This window comes from Pacificibacter marinus, assembly GCF_018860665.1.
GTDB classification, from domain to species: Bacteria; Pseudomonadota; Alphaproteobacteria; order Rhodobacterales; family Rhodobacteraceae; genus Celeribacter; species Celeribacter marinus_A.
Genome location: NZ_JAHKPK010000064.1, coordinates 131935 through 149245, shown reverse-complemented (window position 1 = coordinate 149245; position 17311 = coordinate 131935). Strand labels below are relative to the sequence as shown.

The following is a 17311-nucleotide window of genomic DNA, read 5'->3' as shown; positions in this document are numbered from 1 at the left end:
GAGGCACAAGACCAGGCGACTGAATGGCTCTGGACTTACAACAACGAGCGGCCCAACATGGGCATCGGCGGCATAACTCCCGCAATGAAATTGAAAACAGCCGCATGAATTCTATGGCTGGACCCCATTAAAAATGGGGGGATTACCGAATGATTGAAATTTCTGATTTGCTAGATGTTCCGTTGGATCATGTCGTCAAATATATGGGCCGCTGTTCTCAAAGAGAGTTTTTAATTTTTTCCGAGATGCCTGAGAGATTGCCGCGGTATATGAAGTCTAGTGTTAAGCCGTAGAGTACACAGAGACGCTCAGCTTCATCGACCGTTATTCTGCGGGTCCCTTTTTCCCAATTGTTATATTGCGTCGTGCCGAAAGAATGCTTTTCAGCCCATTCTTTTTGGGACATTGATGATTCCGCTATCCTAACGGCAGCTAAACGCCGGCCGATTTGGAAGTATTGGGTTTGATTATCTGCTTCATTCATAAGATTTAAATTCACAATTTGTGAATTATTTAGCAAACCACAAATTGTGGTATTGCATAAATCCACTTTATGTGGATATGAATTAATCATGATGACAGCCTTTGATCTTGCAAACGCCATTGGGCGTAAAAAAATCGCCGATACACTTGGTGTTGGTATGACTGCAGTAAGCAACGCTGTAGTGCGCGGTAGTTTTCCTGCATCTTGGTTCCTCGCAATTCAATCATTGTCGGAAGATTTGGGGCTTGAATTTGAGTACCCGCCAGAACTTTTCAATATGCGAATGGCTGAAAACAAACCTGATGACGCTACTGATCAATGGGAGGTCGCGTGATGTTTGAAATCTCAGTGCCCATCCTTAATTCTTCGTCTCTATGTCATCCTCAAATTGCCACGCGGCGCGGCCCGCGTCTTGTGAAATGCCCTAGGGAGTTATCACATGCGCTACACTAGACCCGGAAGCATCCAGAACGCGGTGCGCGAGGCTTACGGCGCGGTTGGCGGATTGGAAAACGCGTCGATTGATCTTGGGATTGGCGTCTCGACGCTGTCCTACGGGACCGAACGCAGTGAGCATCGCCCCGGTGGGATCGGGGTGAACTATCTCGACAGTCTGGGGCGGATCGAGCCGCGCACAGCCGTGCCGATTGCAAACCATTTCGCGATGCTGGCAGGCGGGGTGTTTCAGCCTGTCGATCTGGACGGCGTGACGGCATCGGATGTGTATCGCATCGCCAAAGAATTCTCGGATGTGTTGACCAAGGATGCCGAGGCGCATTCCAAAGCGTCGGTCGATCCGAATGGGTACACGGCCAAAGAAGCGGGCGAGCAGCTTGTCGAATTGGATGAGCTGATCGCCGTGGCTGTGAGCTTTCGCGCGGCGCTGCGCCGGACGGTCGAGGGCACGCGATGACGGGCCACATTTTGAATACTTTTACTCAGACCAACGCGACAGGTTCCTACGCGATTGACAGAATAGGCCAGCGGCTGCTCGCGCGGTCTGTTTCTCATCGCGCAACTTTGCACGCCTTTGGCTGTGCAACAGGTCGGGGGCTGCGTGCCCTCGGCCTCTTTTCTTTACAGGTTTGGAATTTCGGCCGTCTCCTCCCTCATGAGGCCGAAATAGGGCGCGCGTTTTGTGGGCGATGCGCGCGCCCGTTTTTATATGATCTGGGCTGTGCCTGCGTGCGGTCTCAAGCGGGCGATTGCCCAGCGTGTTCCCATGGTGGCATGTCATGAGTATCCGCGGCGATATCACCATCGGCACTGCGCGGTTGATCCTTGGGGATTGTCGCGAGGTGCTGCCAGAATTGCGCGGCGTGGCGGATATGCTGTTTTGCGATGTGGCCTATAAGCTGACATCGGGCGGCAACGCGCATCAGTCGATGGGCGGTCTGTTTGCGACAGAGAATTACGCCAACGATGGCCTGCTGATGGAGGTGCCGCCCTGGCATAATTTGGGCGGGCCGTTTTATCGCGCCTGCAAAGACAATGCCGACGCCTATATCATGAGCAACGATAAGAACCTGTTTCAATCCTATACGGCTTTCGAGGGCGCGGGCTGGAAGTTTCACAATCTGCTGGTGTGGGACAAGATCCGCGCCACGCGCAATCGCTGGTACATGAAGAACCTCGAATTCACGACGTATTGGTGGAAGGGCAAAGCGGATCCGCAGGGCATCAATCAGTGTGGCTCAAAGCAGAGCTTTCAGCTGAACGCCCCAAAAGAGACAGCGCATCCGACAGAAAAGCCCGTCGCGCTGTGTGAACACTACATTCTCAATTCAACGCGCCAAGGCGATGTGGTGCTTGATCCGATGATGGGCAGCGGTGCCGCGATGGTGGCTGCGGTTCAAAATGGTCGCCATGCGATCGGGATAGAGCTCAATGCGCAATGGTTTGATGTGGCCTGCGCGCGGGTCAGAAAGGCTTTGTAATGACATTTGAAGAGCAACTCAGAACCTGCGCGCGGATCGCGGCACAGGGGCGGCATGTCGCCTTTATCGTCGGGCGGGCGGCAGATGAGCGCTTTGCGCGGGATCGCTGCGGCGCGCTGACGCCAGCACATGCCGTGCGGCGCGGGGCGCTGATTTACGGCACCGGAGTGGTGAGGTTTGTGCAGGCTAGCGGGGCCAGCTTTGTGTTGAAAGGCTTTAGCGGCTTTGTCGTTTTGGATGCGCGGCTTGAGCTTTCTACCGGCATGATGCGCGAGCTGCGGGATCTGCAAGACGCCTGCGCGATGTTGTTTCCCGAGGGCGAATTCGAGCGGCTGGCGCAAGCTGGGGAGATGGCTGATGTGTAGTGATATTTTGTTTCCAATGTTTTCGCTATGCACCGCTTGCCTTGCTTTAGGGTTTGTCGTTGGGGGAGGAAGGTGATGGCTGGCAACGCTATTTCCGTCGCCTGCTCTGTCAGAGTGTCGAGTGACTTTGATCTGTTTTCTGAAACGGGTCGCGGGTCGGTGACGTTCGCCACTGCTGTTGGTGGCGTGTCTGGTCGCGGGCAGGTCATTGACTATTTCGGCGGGCAGCGCAGCCAAAACAAGCGCTGCGGCTGCGGCGCGGTTTTGTTCGGCGATTGCCCCGTGTGCGAATTGGGCGGGGTTGGCGCTGCCGTCGCGGATCACCTGTTCACTGTGGCCAGTGGTGCTGGGGAGGCTGTGCAGTTTCCCGAGGGGGAATTTGAGCTGCTGGCGCGCGCGGATGATATCCAGGCGGTGACACCATGAGCCTGTCTGGACCAGACCTTGAGCGCATGGTGATGGAGCGGCCATTTGCCAGCATATCGAATAAGAAAATCTATGCGCAGTGGGTGCGTGTGGCCACGCTGAATGAGGCCAAGATCGGCGCAAATATGCGCGCCTCCACCCGTTACGGCCGTCGCAGGTCGGCACAGGAGACAGATGATGCATCAGAATCCAAAAACAAGGTGGGCGCGCATACGGTTGCGGGCCGCGCATTGCGCTTTTTGGCGCAAACCGGATCGGGGCGCACCAGCGATGCAACGCCGTATCGCGATGGCATCAATGACAAGTTTTGGCGGTCCAGCTTTTCATATCTGCGCCAGCGCGGCCTTGCCACCAATGCCGGCGAGCAACCTCGGGGTGTGCCTCATGTTTGGACGCCGACCGAGGAGGGCTGGGCCGTGATAGAGAGCTATGGGGAGGATGTGTGATGAGCCAATTGAAGGTGGTGGGCGGAACAACATCCGGCTCGGAGCTGCCCTTATATCCTTATGGTGCTGAGAACCGTCTCGACAGCCATTTCTTTGTGGCTTGGGAACGCCGGCGGTGGCTCAATTCTGGGATGCGCCTACAAGGCACGCCAGAGTGCCGCGCGCTCTATCTCGATTTGATCTGGATCTCTTACGATCAAGCGCCGGTCGGCACCTTGCCGACAGACCCAGCCATCCTCGCTAAGATCCTGATGGTGGATCGCGGTCATTTTGAGGCTCTGTGCAAGCTGCCGTTTGGGCCGCTGCACAATTGGGTGCGATGCGAATGCGATGGCGGCGAGGTGCGTTTGATGCACGGTCAGGTCTTGCGCACGCTCAATGAGGCGATGTCGCGACGCGAAGACAATCGCGCCAAAAACGAGGCTGCGAATGCCGCCAAGCGGCTGCAACGTCTGCGATCCACACTGGCGGGCTATGATGCCAAGCTTGTTGAGAATGATGCCGCTGTGCGCTGGATCGACGAGTATTTGGTCAAGCAAGGCGTGGCCTATCGCACCTCAAGCGTCGTTGAGGAGGCCTTGCGGTCTTGGTCTGATCACATGCTCGATCTCGGGATGCGACGACCTTAATTCCTTAAATTCAATCTGTCCCAGAAGTGTCCTGAAAGTGTCCAGAGGACAGTTCAAGACAGTCTCAGACAGTCTTCGGACACTTCCGAAGTGTCCTCTACGATAGGGATAGAGACAAAGACAAAGAAAAAGAAATTGGCAGTTGCGCTCCATTTGAGGCGCAGAGCCTGTGGATAAGTCGGAATTGCTGAGAAAAGGGTGGGTTGCAAAATGAACAGTGCAGAACAAGCGGCAGGCGAAAAACGCGTGAGAGAGAGGTTGGTCATGCCGCTGCTACGGCGCGGGCTGGTGAAGCCGTCCAGCATGACGAAAGATCAATTCGAGGACATGGTGCAAGATCTCTGCGCGCGGCTTGCCTATATGAGCGATGTGAACTTGGCGGCGCTGGAAGAACAGGCCGCGGCCAGCCCGAGCGGCAAAGACCACGACCGCTTTCCGATCGCAAATAAGATGCTGGAATGGGCAGCTGTGATCCAGCGTCCAGATGAGAGCAACTCGCCCCTGATCCGCGCGGTGTTTGCGCATGAGTTGGGCAAGGGCGCTGTGCGCGATGATTGGGCCCCAGAGTTGCTGGTCGACCTGCGCAAGTCGCGGCGCTGGCCGACCGAGTTCGCTTTGAAACGCATTTTGGAGAGCGCCAAAGGCGCGCGGGATCGTCAACACAGTATCGAGCGGAAATTGGCGCGGGCTGAGACAGTCTCTGCCATCGATGCAGGATGGCGCGACAAGCGGATCGCGGCAATGCGCAAATGCGAAGGTCTCGCGGGGCTTGAGGCGTCGTGATCGGTGCACTCAGATCTGAGGCGGCAAAACAATGGGCCCAATAACAGGCAGAGGTGGCGAGATGTTGATGGAACGAGCTTTGAAAACGCAAACTGGCAATGCGGTGATTGTGGTCGGGAGTGATGGCACAGCACGGTTGCGGGCCGAGGCGGATCGCGTGGCCAAGATCAAGGCCGCTGGGGCTGCGCCTGCGCAATGCGGACCCGAGGTGCCAAACGCGCCAGCACGCGGCGCTGTGCGGATCAGTGACCCGAAAGAGCTGGTGCCAGGGACAACGGATAAGTACCAGCACGCGGGCTGGCAAAAGCGGTCTGTGCTGCATCGTTGCGATGTCTTCGACAAGATGCACGGGCAGGCGCTCAAGGCGCACGCCAAGGTTAAAGCCAAGAACAAGGATGCTGTGTTTACTGAGCCGTTCAACGCGGGGCAGGTGTCGATCGCACGCCATTATGCGGCGCTGAATGAAGGTCTGCAGAGCGGTGATATGCGCGGCACATCTTACGGCGAACGTGTGTCTGGCGGTGGCGATGGTACGGATGCGGTGGTTCTGCGACTGGCGGCACGCCAAGAGTTCGAGGCACTTGAGCGCAAAGTCGGTCGCGGCGTGGCGATGCCCATGCGCAAAGTGCGGCCATCCAAGCGCGGGGCAGGGGGTGTGAGCAAGATGATCACTGACTTGGATGCGGTGCGGGCCGTGTGCTTGCTTGGCCTGTCGCTGAGTGAAATCCTGCGCAAATATGGTTGGACGGTCAGCTCGCGCAACAGCGCTGCGCTCAGAGCAGCACTGCGGGCGGCATTGGATCGCATGCAGGGGTATGGGGGGTCTCATCTCTAGAAAAAGCCAAAACGCTAGACCGGTATATGCTCTCACGCGGAGATTTTTTTTATGGGAAACGAAGGTTTTGAGCTATTTGGTGCCTCTGTGTGTCTAGGGAAGGGGTGGCGTGGTTGGTCTAGATTTGATGGATAGGCGTAAATATCAAACAAAATCAGAATGTTACTGCGTACAGGCTTGAGCAACGCCAAAGTCGCACGTGCTGTTGGGGGCTCACGTGCGACTTTGAAGCGCTATTTTAGAGCCGCGCTGTCTGAGAGGCATGCCATGCGGGATCGGCTGGATGCTGAGCGGAAAGTGGTCATGGTCGAGGCCGCGCTAAAAGCAGGCGCAACAAACTCAGCTGCACAAGGGACAAAGGGGGGGAGGGTCAAAAGTCCGGAAGGCATTTGGCCCTAGACCCGTGCTTCCCTTACGCGGAGATTTTTTTCTGCGAGCGAAGAAAAATTCAGCCGAGAGTGTGGGGTGTGGGCTGTTTGGTGAGGCGGTTTGTGATCCGTAGCATGGGGGCGGGCGTTGGTGTTCTAGATCGGGTGTGGTGAAGTGTAACAAATACAGTATGTTATGATTGAGGTGGTGCTGGTGCGATCAGGGCGTCGCCGCCGCTTGGGAACCGCGTGTGCACGAGCCGATCGCGGCATCGAGTTTGAAACGCCCTTTTAGATCCGGCGGGCGCTAGTGCGGGATATGCTGTTTACGTGATGGCTACATGTGGTGCTTGGGAAGGCCATGCGGCATCTCCGTCCGAGGTGTCGATCTACGCGAACGGCCCAGAGCGGCCTTTCATCAGCCCACCGAGATGTTGCCGTGTGGCCCGTCGAACTTGCCATTCGCTGGGTGCGCAAAGCTTGATGATACCCGAACTTGCTCTGTGCAGATGAAAGGCCGCATAATTGGGTTTGCCCAATCTGCATCCATCAAGCTCAGTTCTAGTGCCTCTCGATGGATCATAAGGAAGAAGAACGCTTTTCCTATGCAACCTGTTCCAGTGAAAGGTATCGGCTGTAGACACTAGATCGGCAGTAGAAGCGCCGGCAAAAACAAGATTGCACCGGTCACGCCACCCCGGCCGACATCGACCACGAAAGGACCGCCCTTGACCTCGCGAAACATCGCGCCACCAGTAAGCACGCCTCGCCAATTGGTTTTACCTAATGCCAGAAATCTTGTTTGCGCAGTCCAGGCGATCACCTGGCTAGGCGTCACTTGGGTCGTGGAGCCTGTGGGCTTGGGTGTGCCACGCAAGCGCAACACGATGCGAGACGGCGCATCCTCCCTTGCCGAGGCCTGGGCGTGCCGGATCCTTCCACGCATCAGGTTTTCCAGCTTGAAGTTCCACACCCCGGACAGGTGCGGGTTTCCGGAAAGCGCGTAAAGCCCGCCGATATCAAAATAGGCAGAGGCCCCGGGTTGCACCGTGATTTCGACAAACGAGCTCCCGCCAGTTGCATTGAACGCTGCGCCCGAGGCGGCACCTCCGCCTGTGCCAGATTGGAACACGTGGCGCAGCGGCACCAAACGGCGCAACGCCAGAACCCATGGCTGGTGCAACATCCAGCCGTCACGGCTAAGACCGGTCTGGTCGGCCCAGATCAGGTATTTGTATTCAACGCGGTCATTGATTGGGAACGACGGGCCTTCGCTCCAGGCCACCTCGACTGCGGCGGCGTTCTCCTCACCCGTGTCTACCCCAGCCACCTCGTCAAGCACCATGCGCCGAAACCAAGCGCGAGAATGCAGAATCCGGCCAAAAACCAACCCGAAGCTCTTCACAACCGCGCCCCAAAGGACCAGAACGCCAATTAAGCGCAGCACATCCCAGCCGCGAAACAGCAGCCAGAGCTGGTCGCGCACCGGTGCGCGCATCGCCTCGATCGCAGTCAAAACCTCCGCATTTATGGCCTGTTCCGTCAGCTCGCTTCCCGTTTTGGTCTTTGCCACCATTTCGGCAAGCTTCCGGTCGAGCCAGGTAAGAGTCCGCGTGCGGATACGGATATAGGCACCGTCGGCCCGAGCTTTCACCTTCTTTTTGATTTTTTTTATGAATTGATACCATTCGGGCGATTCATCATGGTTGAAGGCATCGCTGATACCGCGCCCCGCCTCCCAATGCGGCCGCTTGGCCAGCCAGTTCGGGACGTTCTGATCCATCAGCATCGCCGCCATGTCGGCGGTGTTGTTTGCAGTCAGATTGGCTGCAGCCTCGGCGGTTGCGGTCGCCTCGGGGGTGCGGCGCTGCCCCTCGTCGAGCCAATAGGACAGCGAAGCCTGGATATCACTTTCCACCGAACGCACCTTGCAGACTTCTTCGAACAGGAGCCGGGGTTTGTCATCGCACGGGGCCGGTGAAAATCCGTATTCCGGCCCAATTTCAATGCTGTAGGCAAAATCTTCGCTTTTCTGTTCAAACCAACCTGATAGCCATGTCGAAAAGTAGGCCGCCGCTCCGAGCGGGCTCCAGAGAGCCAGCGCAAACCCGATCACCGGCAGAATTTTCCGGTTGAATATCACCGGGCTGAGCTCTCGGTTGTGCATCGCCAGTAAGTGCAGACTGCGCGCGCCTAGGAAGACAGCGAGGAAGCCGACCAGGTGACCTGTTGTTCTCAGGGCATTTCCGGCGGTTAGAGGTGGTGCCTCGGAGCCGGTCGCGGCAAACAGTGCTTCCGGTATCACACCAAAGCGCGCGGCTGCAATGCCGGCCAATGCGATCACCAGTGCCGGCGGGAAAAGCCGGTCGCCTTCCTTGTCGAACAACGCAATGACCAGAACCGCCAGTGCGGTAACAATACCAACGATGAACGACAGCATATGACGGTACGCTTGCGCCTTGGCGGCAGCACGGGCGGCATCGGCCGCAAACTCGGAAGTATTGTGAACCAAGAGGTTCTGATCATATATTGACTTGAATTCCGCGAGGGTGGTTCTTTCGGTTCTGACCTCAGCTGCTTTTTTCTCGTACCTCGGGTTGGTCACCGGTTCGCCAGGTTCGAGGCAGTAGAGTTGCTCACCCCTGCCTCCTTTGAACCATTGTTTGCATCCGGAAGTTATTCTCGGTGAGATTTTCTTCAACTCTGCATTCAGCGTATTCAGCCGCGCCTGGATTGTGGCGATCTCAGCAGCCAGAATTTGATTTTCGGCTACCAACTCTTCTTGCGCCTTCCGGGCAGCCCCACCCTCGGCCCAGGTCGCATTGAATGTCGACGGAGCGGGCCAGGCGGCGAGGACGCGTTCCCAAACTGGTTCAAAGATTGCAGGCATCCGCGCGGCAATTTCTGCGTCAACCTCTTCCTCTGTTCGGGTGTCGACACCCAAGGTCGCCCTAACTTTCTGCGCAGCGCTATGTTCGGCCAGCACACGCGGACTGGTCAGCAGGTCCGCCTCGAGGGTCAACGCGTCCAACGGCAACAGCGCCAAAGCCAACAGCGGCAAGGCCACAATCGCGCGCAACCTTCGTTTTCCGTACCAGGCCCCCACTATCACGCCAACTGCGGTCACGCCGGACAACACGCCGGCCTTAGGTCCGGCGACCAGCCATGACCAAACCGTTTCTCCCGCCCAAGCCGGCCCTAGACTGGGCCAAGCATTAGACAAAATCACGATCGCCGCCAGCAACCCCAAAACCCAGATGGGAAATTCCTTCAAAGATACAGTAAATAATTGTTTCATAGCACCTTTAACAAACCCGCTTCTATAAATGCAGTAAGTCTGGATTGCGGCGGCCACTCTGTCAACGCTCTGGTAGATCCGAGATTGGGATGGTTTGGAGGGCGACCCTAGTTAATAACATGCTTCCTGAGCACAGAACTTGGTTGGAAGGTTGGCAGTGCCTTTGGGAGAATTGCCACCGGGTACCACGTTGTGAACTGTTCCTCGGAACACACACATACTGTTACAATTCAAAGCGTTGTTTATATAGGTAACTTGCACATGCAGAGAACGGCAGCTCTCCGCCCGTTGTGTCGATCGACGTGAACGGCCCAAACCGGACCTTCGAGGTTTGCACTAATGCCGCGAAGCAGCAATCCAATCGTTTAGTGGTATCCAAGCAGCTCAGTCTCCAAGCCATTCTCCGCGACTTTAATATCCGCAACGGTCAAGCCCTGTCCGCCAGTTATTTCTGCGATCACTTCATCGCCAGCGTAGAGATCTGCCCCTGTGCCGTCGTCCCAAGGCACGATCGAGAGAACTTCTTCGCCATCCCAATCGAAACCTTGCGCCTGTGAAATAAAGGCTCCCTCGATGTAGATAACATCTTCGTCAATATTGAAATCTGTGATGACTGAGGCCGCGAGGTCATGGCCTGAACCGCCATCGTCTGAGCCGCTGTACTGACTCAACGAGAGGCCAAATGTATCCGCGCCTGCGCCGCCCGTGAGGACATTGGCGTTGTTGGACAAGATTGTGTCATCGCCCTCTCCACCATCGAGCACGTTCATGTCATCGATATTTTCAGCAAGCAGAGCCCCTGACCCCCACAGCACGTCATTACCTTCGCCGCCAAAAAGAGTGTCGCCCTTGGAAGCGCTAAGCTCATCGTCGCCACCATTGCCATAAATTGTTACCTGATCATCAGCAGAATCAATTCCAATGCGGTTGGCCTCATCGCTACCGTGCAGCGTGCCGTCTCCCTGCATCTGCACGTAGATGCTCGTGTCTTCGAAATCTTCGAGCTGCGCCCTATGGATCTCCGCCAAGACGGTCTCCCCATTCATGAGATTTACCCCAAGACCGTCCTCACGTTCCACAAAGGACAGGTCCAGTACATCTTCATCATGTGCATAAACACGCACGAAACTGAGGGTGTCTTCTGCGGTTTCGAAATCTGTAATGATTGGCGCAGGTTCTGTAGTTTGCGTATCAAGCTCCAGCTGAAAGTTGGAATGCCCATTTACGGATGTTTCTGTGATACGATCATCCGCTTCAATGTCGTCATCATTGGCAACATCGTCAGGTTCTTGAGTGCTCTCGTCCGTCAAATCGGTAACGTCACCATCAGTGGCAGGATCAAAGGGATCAGTATGGGCATGCACGGAAATTGTATCCAGCGCAGCCTCGGTCAATATCACGCCTTCTATTGGATTGACCACAAATACAACATCGCTGCCGTGCGAGACCGTCATTGAGCCGTTGTCGGATAGTGCCAAAGTTACTTCCGTCAGTGCGCCAACATCTTTTCCAGCATCGATTTGGATCTGCAAGCTATCTTGGGTGGGATCAAAATCCTCAATTGTTGCCGCGCCATCGCCGATCCATGTTATAAATGTATCGTTGCCTTCGCCTCCCGAGGCACTGTCTTCACCGTCAACGTAAAGCGTATCGTCGCCTTCGCCGCCATCAAGGGTGTCCACACCGGCTCCGCCGTTCAAGATGTCGTTGCCACTATTCCCGATTAGATTGTCATCGCCATTTTCACCGAGAAGTACATCATTTCCCCAGCCACCATTAATTTGATCATTCCCGTCACCACCCGACAATCCGTCATCGCCACCATTGCCGCGCAAATCGTCATCTCCGGCATCGCCTGAAAGCAGATCGTTGCCACCTCCTCCGCGAATAGAATCGTTATCGGCTTCTCCAGAAACTACGTCATTGCCATCGCCACCCCAAATTCGGTCGCTACCCTCACCACCAAAGATCAGATCGTCTCCAACTTTGCCAAGAATCATGTCAACACCAGCGTTACCGAACAGAGAATCGTCTCCAGCACCTCCGTCAACTCGATCGTTACCGTCACCGCCGAGCACGATGTCATTCCCTCCGTTGCCGCGAAGATCATCTCGGCCTTCGTTGCCTTCAATATAATCGCTGCCACCGTAACCACGGATCGTGTCATTGCCGTCTCCGCCAAATGCGGTATCCTCGCCTTGACCGGCGTTGATAGTGTCATTCCCTGCACCACCAAGCACTGTATCGTCGCCTAAGTTGCCGATCAGATTATCATCGCCATGATCGCCATAAATCTGGTCGTCGCCATAACCTCCGTCAAGTCGGTCATCACCTGAGCCTCCAGACACGATGTCATCTCCGCCATTTCCGCGAAGGTCATCATTGCCTTCATTGCCGACTATCAGGTCGTTGCCACCAAAGCCTCGGAACGTATCACTATCTGCGCTACCTATGAAAGTATCGTCTTCTTCTCCACTACCAGCAGATACATCTGTTAGAAACGCAGTATCTATTGGAGTTTCGGTGAGGTTGGGGTTATCTGACGTCGACGTTTCTCCATCATCCCCCAAGTTTCCCATATCAAAAACAAAACCAGCAGCTACTAGCGAAGTTAAAACACCCAAAAGACCCAACATAGTTCACCTCAAAAATGACATAATTTAATTTAGTCAAACAGAGCAATTTTCTGATTGAAAAGTCAATTTTGAAATAGGATGTTTTGATGAATATCGTAAGGGCGTAAACAATGATTAGCTAACCTGGCTTTTACCACGGAAACGCGCACAATGTTGCAGCGTAAACCACGAGTGATACTTGTTCTTAACGCAACATTTAGAGATTCACATGGAATAAAGTAGTTTACTTATTGATGACGTTTCGTTTGCACTTGCAGCGAAGGTCCGGTTTCCGCCCTTGGTGTCGATCGACACGAACGGCCCAAACCTGCCATTGGTCGTTCCTATCGTCGCTGCATTGCTGCTTCCCCGAAGCAGACATTGACCCGTTAGCGCAGCATCTTGACGTGCGGGATGGCGGCATCGCGGACGAAGCTGACCTTGGCTTCGCCCCATTCTCACCTCAATTTCACGCTAAAAATTGAAGTTCGCTCCATTAAACCGAGGACGCCGCTAATGGTAGAAATACTTGAACTTGTCGTGACGTTCTTGGCGATCTGGATTTATGGCAGGGAAGAAAATCCAAGGCATCCATTCTGGCGGAATAGCGTGAGATTCATCGCATTCTCAGGCATTTTGATCTCCACGGCAGGTTTTCTAGGCTTGTTCGGTAGCTTCGAGTTTCCTTTTGTCATCACAGTCATCTGGGCGCTTTGCTCCCTTATTGTCATTTCTGCTGAGTACTATGTGGGTTCAAAGAAACTATGCTTGGCAGCATTTATTGCGTATCCAATTTGGTTGGCGATAGCGATTGCTACGGAAGTTACCTAGAGACACTTTGGGCTCGAAGCGGACGTGCGGCAATGCAGCGCGTGGTTTTTGCGCAAAATGCCCTGCCACCGGCCTGAGCGATCACACGGGATGACTGCTGTCAGCCCTGAGCAGACACGAATGGTGGATCTCGTCGCACTTGCAGCATCTGCAGGCGGGGGAGGATACCGGACATTCGCGGTAATGCCATTAGCGTTATAAATTCAAACGTCACGCCAGCGTAATCGCGACATCAAAAGCATCATAAATAGTACATTTTAGGTCCGGATCAGCCTTACAATAGCTCACGTTACTCTACTTTTGGAGCACCGTTTTTAAAATTCACTATGAATGTAGTGCCTTCGCCCAAGACACTTGTGTAACCAATCGTTGCATCATGCTGCGTTAGTATTTGACGGCAAAGATGCATGCCAAGCCCTGTTCCCGACGTTGTGCGGGTGTCAGAATTGTCCACCTGTTTGAACATGCCAAAGACCAGTTCTGTAGACCCTTTTGGAATTCCAACCCCGTGGTCTTTAACAGTAATTTGCGGCCCACTTTCAGGGCAATTCAATTCAATTTCGATTTGGCCACCTTGGTTGGAAAACTTGAACGCGTTTGAAATAAGGTTGCCCATAACGCGGTCTAAAAGGCTTTTGTCACCGCGTACGACGCAAGGCCTACTTGTCGAACATCTAACCCTTAAAGTTACATTTTTGTCCGCCGCATAATTTCTGTATGCATCCGCTGAGTTTTCTATGAGTTCGGCCAAATCAACTGGAACAAACTTGATATGGCTCTTTCCCAAATTGGTTTTTTGAAGCTGCAATATATCATTAACTAAGGACAAAAGCCTGTCGCTGTTTTCATTGGCAATGGTTATCAAGTGTCTGTATTTCTCAGGAGATGCGCTCACTTCACCGAGCTTCATTAAGCTAAGTGCCCCCTTAATCGACGTTAACGGCGTCCGAAGTTCATGACTGACGGTCGAAAGAAATTCACTTCTGGACTTTTCGGCTGCTACTAATTTTGTTGTAGAATTTTGAAGTGAATCTGTAAGATCACTCAATTCCGTGTTTTTAGCTTTAAGCGCGTTTGAATAGTCAATTAACTCAAGCTTTTCACGATGCGACACGAGAAGAGCCGTGATCGCTTTACCCAGTTTGTACAGCGCGACCTTTGTCGTTTCTGAATGAATGCGAGGTGTCGTATCTAAAACGCAAAGCGTTCCAAGGCGCTTCTCTGGCTCTGGCTCCAGTATTGTTCCCAAGTACGATCGAACCTTTGGGTCATTTACGACAAAAGGATTGGCCGCGAAGCGATCATCAAGGCTTGTGTTAGTTATCTCAAACAGTTCGCTGCCCATGATCGCGTGCGCACAGAAAGAAACCTCTCTCGTGGTGTGACGCAAGTCGCCTAGGCCAACACTTGCAAGGAGCCGTTGATGCGTTTCATCCACTAGCGACACCAAGGCGATAGGAACCCCTGCAATTTCAGCGGCCAGCTCGCATAACCCTTGAATTTCATCATAGGGAAGAGACAGGTCAAGCCTCAAGTCCTTAAGACACGCTATCCTCTCGGCCTCGTTGGCAGGAATTGGAGGAACAGACGGGTCTAACAATCTTGATTCGAGACCTGTTTTCATCTTGCGCATTATGAAGAATCCTTCCGAATCAATCTTTCAAAAATGTAGACTAAACACACCGGAGCACAACTATAGGGCGAAGTCAGGAGGCGCGGTCAATTTTTTTTACCGCCAGACAAGTTTCGCGTACGCAGTGAAAGGCCGATTCGATGAGGCTGCAGCGTAGCCTGACCCGATGAGTGTCTCTTATGGGCCGTTCATCCCATCAAGGTGGATTCCTGATCACGACTTTGCAAATGTCACTCTCTGCGTATAGCTGACCTTGATGGCTGGCGCAGCATAGTTGGCAAGGCTTTTGAGACGATAAGGTCAGATGCTGTAATCTAAACGACCCAATTAGTTTCGGGCGGTTAATACAAATAGACGGCTGTCAAAAGCGCAACGATGTCATTTGCCTCATTGTAGAGCGCCAACGTTTCACCATTGATACGGTAGCTTTGAGTGGCCTCAAGGGCCCGCGCAAGGCTTTGCTCTATTGCATCCAGTGGTGGCGGGCATGCCATGAGTGTCGCTGCTGAGCGGCCAAAGCTCAATGTTCCGTCTTGCTGTGTGAAATCACCCATCATTCCATTGCAGCCCACCGTTGCTGAAAACCGACCATCATTTTCGCGTAGGATCACGTGTGCTTCGTGGCCGCCCGATGGCAGGCCGACAACATCCTCACCTGCCAGAGTATCAATCTTCCAGTAGGTATTTGTCAGCATTGCATCCGCACGCTGGCGTTCACAGGTGATGCCTGGGCGGGTGCGAACAAACCGATCCACAACAAGACTACGCTGCTCTGGTCCCTCCATCGCGGGACGCATCAAAAAGGACCCTTCGACATTTACATAAAGTGGGGCAGCGGCGTCAGATTGATCGGCAAGATATGCCCGTTCCATCTCGAGGTAATCACCGTCCATGACCACAGCATAGCTGCGCCCAGTGCGACACTCCTGAAACATCGCAGCATCCGCCATATATGTCATCATGCCGCCGAGAAAGACATCCTTGATATCTGTTTCATCCAACGTGCCGTTTCCGGTCAGCTCGTAAGGAAGGTCGGACGTGATGACATTCCCGTCCATATCCAACGACCTGATTTTGTTAGCTGCCTTAACCTCCCACTGGTTGGGCGTGTCAGTCAAACCGGACAGGACAATCGTCTTGCTTTGTGCATCCGAATACCAAAACCCGATATCGTCTTGAATGTTGTCGCCAGTATCCCCAGCGCGGCCCAGCCATTCCCGGCGCAGATGATAGCCTTGGTCAGGCCACATGTCGAGGTGATAGGAGATCCCCTCACAGTCCGCGCAAGGAAGCGTGCCTGTGAATGTTGCGGGCAGTTCTAGACCGTGCGCGCCAATTTGTGGGTGGTCCGTAATTGCATTGCTTCGCGCCTCTGAGGCAACCCGCACCAGGATAAGATGAACCTCATCCGGTGCTCCGCGCGTGATAACGGGCGCGACCGTGTCAGTGGTAAACATCATATGATCACCAGCCCAGAGCGTCGCGCGAACCGCATAGCTGTGGTTTTCCTCAATCTCGCTTGCGTCATACTTGATCTCAAACGCGTAAGGTGGGCCACCCGCATTTTCGATTTCGATGCGTCCCAGCTCATCCGCTGGAGCGTCTGCACGAAAAATATCGGAGAGGGTCACAACAAGGCGTGCATCCGCTGGAGGCATGATCCGCTCGCGGAAGGTTGCTGTGCCCGTGACAGTCTCAGCCACCGCAATTCCTTCAAAGGAAAATACAAACGTCAGGAGCATGGCCATAAAGCGGGAGTAAAGCACTGGCGTTTCTTTCTATTTCGAAAAGTTCGTTCAAAAAACTATAGAGTTATGGTTCTCATATTAAGACATTATCAAACTCTGCCTCAGTGAGCAAAAGCTTCCCAGTCCAGTCCAGTCGAGGCCGATATCCACAAAGCTTGGATTACCTGCCACCAAGTCCGAAGGCGTTTCCGGGACATCATTCAACGCGGCTCCATTTGCCCCAGCCTTGAGCAGCATCTCAACATTCTCTGGCGTTCCGAATTGCGATGCGACGTGAAGTGGCGTCCCACCGTGGTTATCGCGCGCTGAAAGATCAGCACCGGCATTGGCGAGAATGAAAATGTTTTCTACGGGGCCATATGATGCCACGATGTGAAGCGCGCCTCCAGCACCCTACTTGATCTGGCCTTAGATGGTGATCAGATTTGATATTAATGTCTAGTCAGAAGACCATGAGCTTGAGGCGAACGGCCCAAAGCCGATCATCCCACTCCAATATTCTTTGTGCTGTTGCGACATTTTCCGGCACCTTGTGGCGACGCATCGGGTGACGCCTAAGCCTGTCGACTTTGAAGTTGAGTTCATTGATCCGAGCAGGCAATCTAAGCAAAATTTCGTGTTCAATCGCAGCAACAGCACGTCGCGTATTTTTAGGAATGCCCATTTCCTCGCAAATTTCACGCATCAGCATAACAGTTGAATACCGAATGATCAGATCCTGCGCAGGGCGCTCGGAGATCGACGCCACAAATTCTGGCTTGAAAGTCTGTGTGTGGTCGATGAAGACGAAATCGCCTTCATCGATGTCGAGCGTCCCGTCCATTAAGGCAGCCGTAAGTTCTTCATGAGGAATGATACGCCTTCCCACGAATTCAACGTCAGGCCGCGTCCCGACCATCACTTTCGGAATTTC

General features: G+C 54.0%; 17 protein-coding genes. 10 read left to right on the top strand and 7 right to left on the bottom strand.

What is annotated here, in order from left to right; genetic code table 11:
• Positions 1-217: 217 nt before the first annotated feature.
• Complete coding sequence (locus tag KO497_RS18550; protein ID WP_215945445.1) at positions 218-574, bottom strand: helix-turn-helix transcriptional regulator; 357 nt, start codon at positions 572-574, stop codon at positions 218-220.
• Between KO497_RS18550 and KO497_RS18545 the strand changes: the two genes are divergently transcribed.
• The 9 genes from KO497_RS18545 (at position 573) to KO497_RS18505 (ending at position 5905) form a co-directional block, all read left to right on the top strand.
• A complete protein-coding gene (locus KO497_RS18545; RefSeq protein ID WP_215945444.1) occupies positions 573-818 on the top strand; it encodes a helix-turn-helix domain containing protein in 246 nt (81 codons plus the stop codon). The two genes, KO497_RS18550 and KO497_RS18545, sit on opposite strands and share 2 nt — an antisense overlap.
• Before the next feature lie 105 nt (positions 819-923).
• Positions 924-1397 (top strand): hypothetical protein, encoded by a 474-nt coding sequence (locus tag KO497_RS18540; protein WP_215945443.1) that lies wholly within the window; start codon positions 924-926, stop codon positions 1395-1397.
• A 322-nt stretch (positions 1398-1719) separates the two neighbouring features.
• Complete coding sequence (locus KO497_RS18535; protein ID WP_215945442.1) at positions 1720-2421, top strand: DNA-methyltransferase; 702 nt, start codon at positions 1720-1722, stop codon at positions 2419-2421.
• Positions 2421-2786, top strand: coding sequence for a hypothetical protein (locus KO497_RS18530; protein ID WP_215945441.1), 366 nt, complete (start codon positions 2421-2423; stop codon positions 2784-2786). Before KO497_RS18535 ends, KO497_RS18530 begins: the two co-directional genes overlap by 1 nt.
• A gap of 75 nt (positions 2787-2861) precedes the next feature.
• Complete coding sequence (locus KO497_RS18525) at positions 2862-3212, top strand: hypothetical protein (protein ID WP_215945440.1); 351 nt, start codon at positions 2862-2864, stop codon at positions 3210-3212.
• Positions 3209-3658: a hypothetical protein gene (locus KO497_RS18520; protein WP_215945439.1), complete on the top strand. Its 450-nt coding sequence runs from the start codon at positions 3209-3211 to the stop codon at positions 3656-3658. Before KO497_RS18525 ends, KO497_RS18520 begins: the two co-directional genes overlap by 4 nt.
• Entirely contained in the window at positions 3658-4287 is a 630-nt protein-coding gene (locus KO497_RS18515) for a hypothetical protein (protein WP_252729783.1), read from the top strand. The genes KO497_RS18520 and KO497_RS18515 overlap by 1 nt, the downstream gene beginning before the upstream one ends.
• Before the next feature lie 210 nt (positions 4288-4497).
• Complete coding sequence (locus KO497_RS18510) at positions 4498-5070, top strand: hypothetical protein (protein ID WP_215945438.1); 573 nt, start codon at positions 4498-4500, stop codon at positions 5068-5070.
• A 31-nt stretch (positions 5071-5101) separates the two neighbouring features.
• The gene (locus KO497_RS18505; RefSeq protein WP_215945437.1) at positions 5102-5905 is read left to right on the top strand and encodes a hypothetical protein; all 804 of its coding nucleotides are present in this window, start codon (positions 5102-5104) and stop codon (positions 5903-5905) included.
• 1011 nt (positions 5906-6916) lie between these two features.
• Here KO497_RS18505 and KO497_RS18500 read toward each other — a convergent pair.
• The gene (locus KO497_RS18500) at positions 6917-9571 is read right to left on the bottom strand and encodes a hypothetical protein (protein WP_215945436.1); all 2655 of its coding nucleotides are present in this window, start codon (positions 9569-9571) and stop codon (positions 6917-6919) included.
• 365 nt (positions 9572-9936) lie between these two features.
• On the bottom strand, positions 9937-12207 hold the full coding sequence (locus tag KO497_RS19325) for a calcium-binding protein (protein ID WP_215945435.1): 2271 nt from the start codon (positions 12205-12207) through the stop codon (positions 9937-9939).
• Positions 12208-12702: 495 nt separating this feature from the next.
• Between KO497_RS19325 and KO497_RS18490 the strand changes: the two genes are divergently transcribed.
• Positions 12703-13017 (top strand): hypothetical protein, encoded by a 315-nt coding sequence (locus tag KO497_RS18490; protein ID WP_215945434.1) that lies wholly within the window; start codon positions 12703-12705, stop codon positions 13015-13017.
• A gap of 289 nt (positions 13018-13306) precedes the next feature.
• Here KO497_RS18490 and KO497_RS18485 read toward each other — a convergent pair whose 3' ends face one another.
• The 4 genes from KO497_RS18485 to KO497_RS18470 all read right to left on the bottom strand — a co-directional run bounded on the left by KO497_RS18485 (position 13307) and on the right by KO497_RS18470 (position 17299).
• Positions 13307-14650 carry a GAF domain-containing sensor histidine kinase gene (locus tag KO497_RS18485; RefSeq protein ID WP_215945433.1) on the bottom strand — a complete coding sequence of 448 codons (1344 nt, stop codon included), beginning with the start codon at positions 14648-14650 and terminating at the stop codon, positions 13307-13309.
• A 341-nt stretch (positions 14651-14991) separates the two neighbouring features.
• Positions 14992-16353, bottom strand: coding sequence for a YbaY family lipoprotein (locus KO497_RS18480; protein WP_215945432.1), 1362 nt, complete (start codon positions 16351-16353; stop codon positions 14992-14994).
• Positions 16354-16476: 123 nt separating this feature from the next.
• Positions 16477-16767, bottom strand: coding sequence for an ankyrin repeat domain-containing protein (locus KO497_RS19515; RefSeq protein ID WP_215945431.1), 291 nt, complete (start codon positions 16765-16767; stop codon positions 16477-16479).
• A gap of 73 nt (positions 16768-16840) precedes the next feature.
• The gene (locus KO497_RS18470) at positions 16841-17299 is read right to left on the bottom strand and encodes a hypothetical protein (RefSeq protein WP_215945430.1); all 459 of its coding nucleotides are present in this window, start codon (positions 17297-17299) and stop codon (positions 16841-16843) included.
• Positions 17300-17311 lie beyond the last annotated feature (12 nt).

Bases quoted from the DNA above. Each gene is read 5' to 3' on its own strand.
- KO497_RS18540 (WP_215945443.1), top strand. From the start codon at position 924: ATGCGCTACACTAGACCCGGAAGCATCCAGAACGCGGTGCGCGAGGCT.
- KO497_RS18550 (WP_215945445.1), bottom strand. From the start codon at position 574: ATGATTAATTCATATCCACATAAAGTGGATTTATGCAATACCACAATT.
- KO497_RS18485 (WP_215945433.1), bottom strand. From the start codon at position 14,650: ATGCGCAAGATGAAAACAGGTCTCGAATCAAGATTGTTAGACCCGTCT.
- KO497_RS18505 (WP_215945437.1), top strand. From the start codon at position 5,102: ATGGGCCCAATAACAGGCAGAGGTGGCGAGATGTTGATGGAACGAGCT.
- KO497_RS19325 (WP_215945435.1), bottom strand. From the start codon at position 12,207: ATGTTGGGTCTTTTGGGTGTTTTAACTTCGCTAGTAGCTGCTGGTTTT.
- KO497_RS18520 (WP_215945439.1), top strand. From the start codon at position 3,209: ATGAGCCTGTCTGGACCAGACCTTGAGCGCATGGTGATGGAGCGGCCA.
- KO497_RS18525 (WP_215945440.1), top strand. From the start codon at position 2,862: ATGGCTGGCAACGCTATTTCCGTCGCCTGCTCTGTCAGAGTGTCGAGT.
- KO497_RS18500 (WP_215945436.1), bottom strand. From the start codon at position 9,571: ATGAAACAATTATTTACTGTATCTTTGAAGGAATTTCCCATCTGGGTT.
- KO497_RS18490 (WP_215945434.1), top strand. From the start codon at position 12,703: ATGGTAGAAATACTTGAACTTGTCGTGACGTTCTTGGCGATCTGGATT.
- KO497_RS18535 (WP_215945442.1), top strand. From the start codon at position 1,720: ATGAGTATCCGCGGCGATATCACCATCGGCACTGCGCGGTTGATCCTT.
- KO497_RS18530 (WP_215945441.1), top strand. From the start codon at position 2,421: ATGACATTTGAAGAGCAACTCAGAACCTGCGCGCGGATCGCGGCACAG.
- KO497_RS18545 (WP_215945444.1), top strand. From the start codon at position 573: ATGATGACAGCCTTTGATCTTGCAAACGCCATTGGGCGTAAAAAAATC.
- KO497_RS18510 (WP_215945438.1), top strand. From the start codon at position 4,498: ATGAACAGTGCAGAACAAGCGGCAGGCGAAAAACGCGTGAGAGAGAGG.
- KO497_RS18515 (WP_252729783.1), top strand. From the start codon at position 3,658: ATGAGCCAATTGAAGGTGGTGGGCGGAACAACATCCGGCTCGGAGCTG.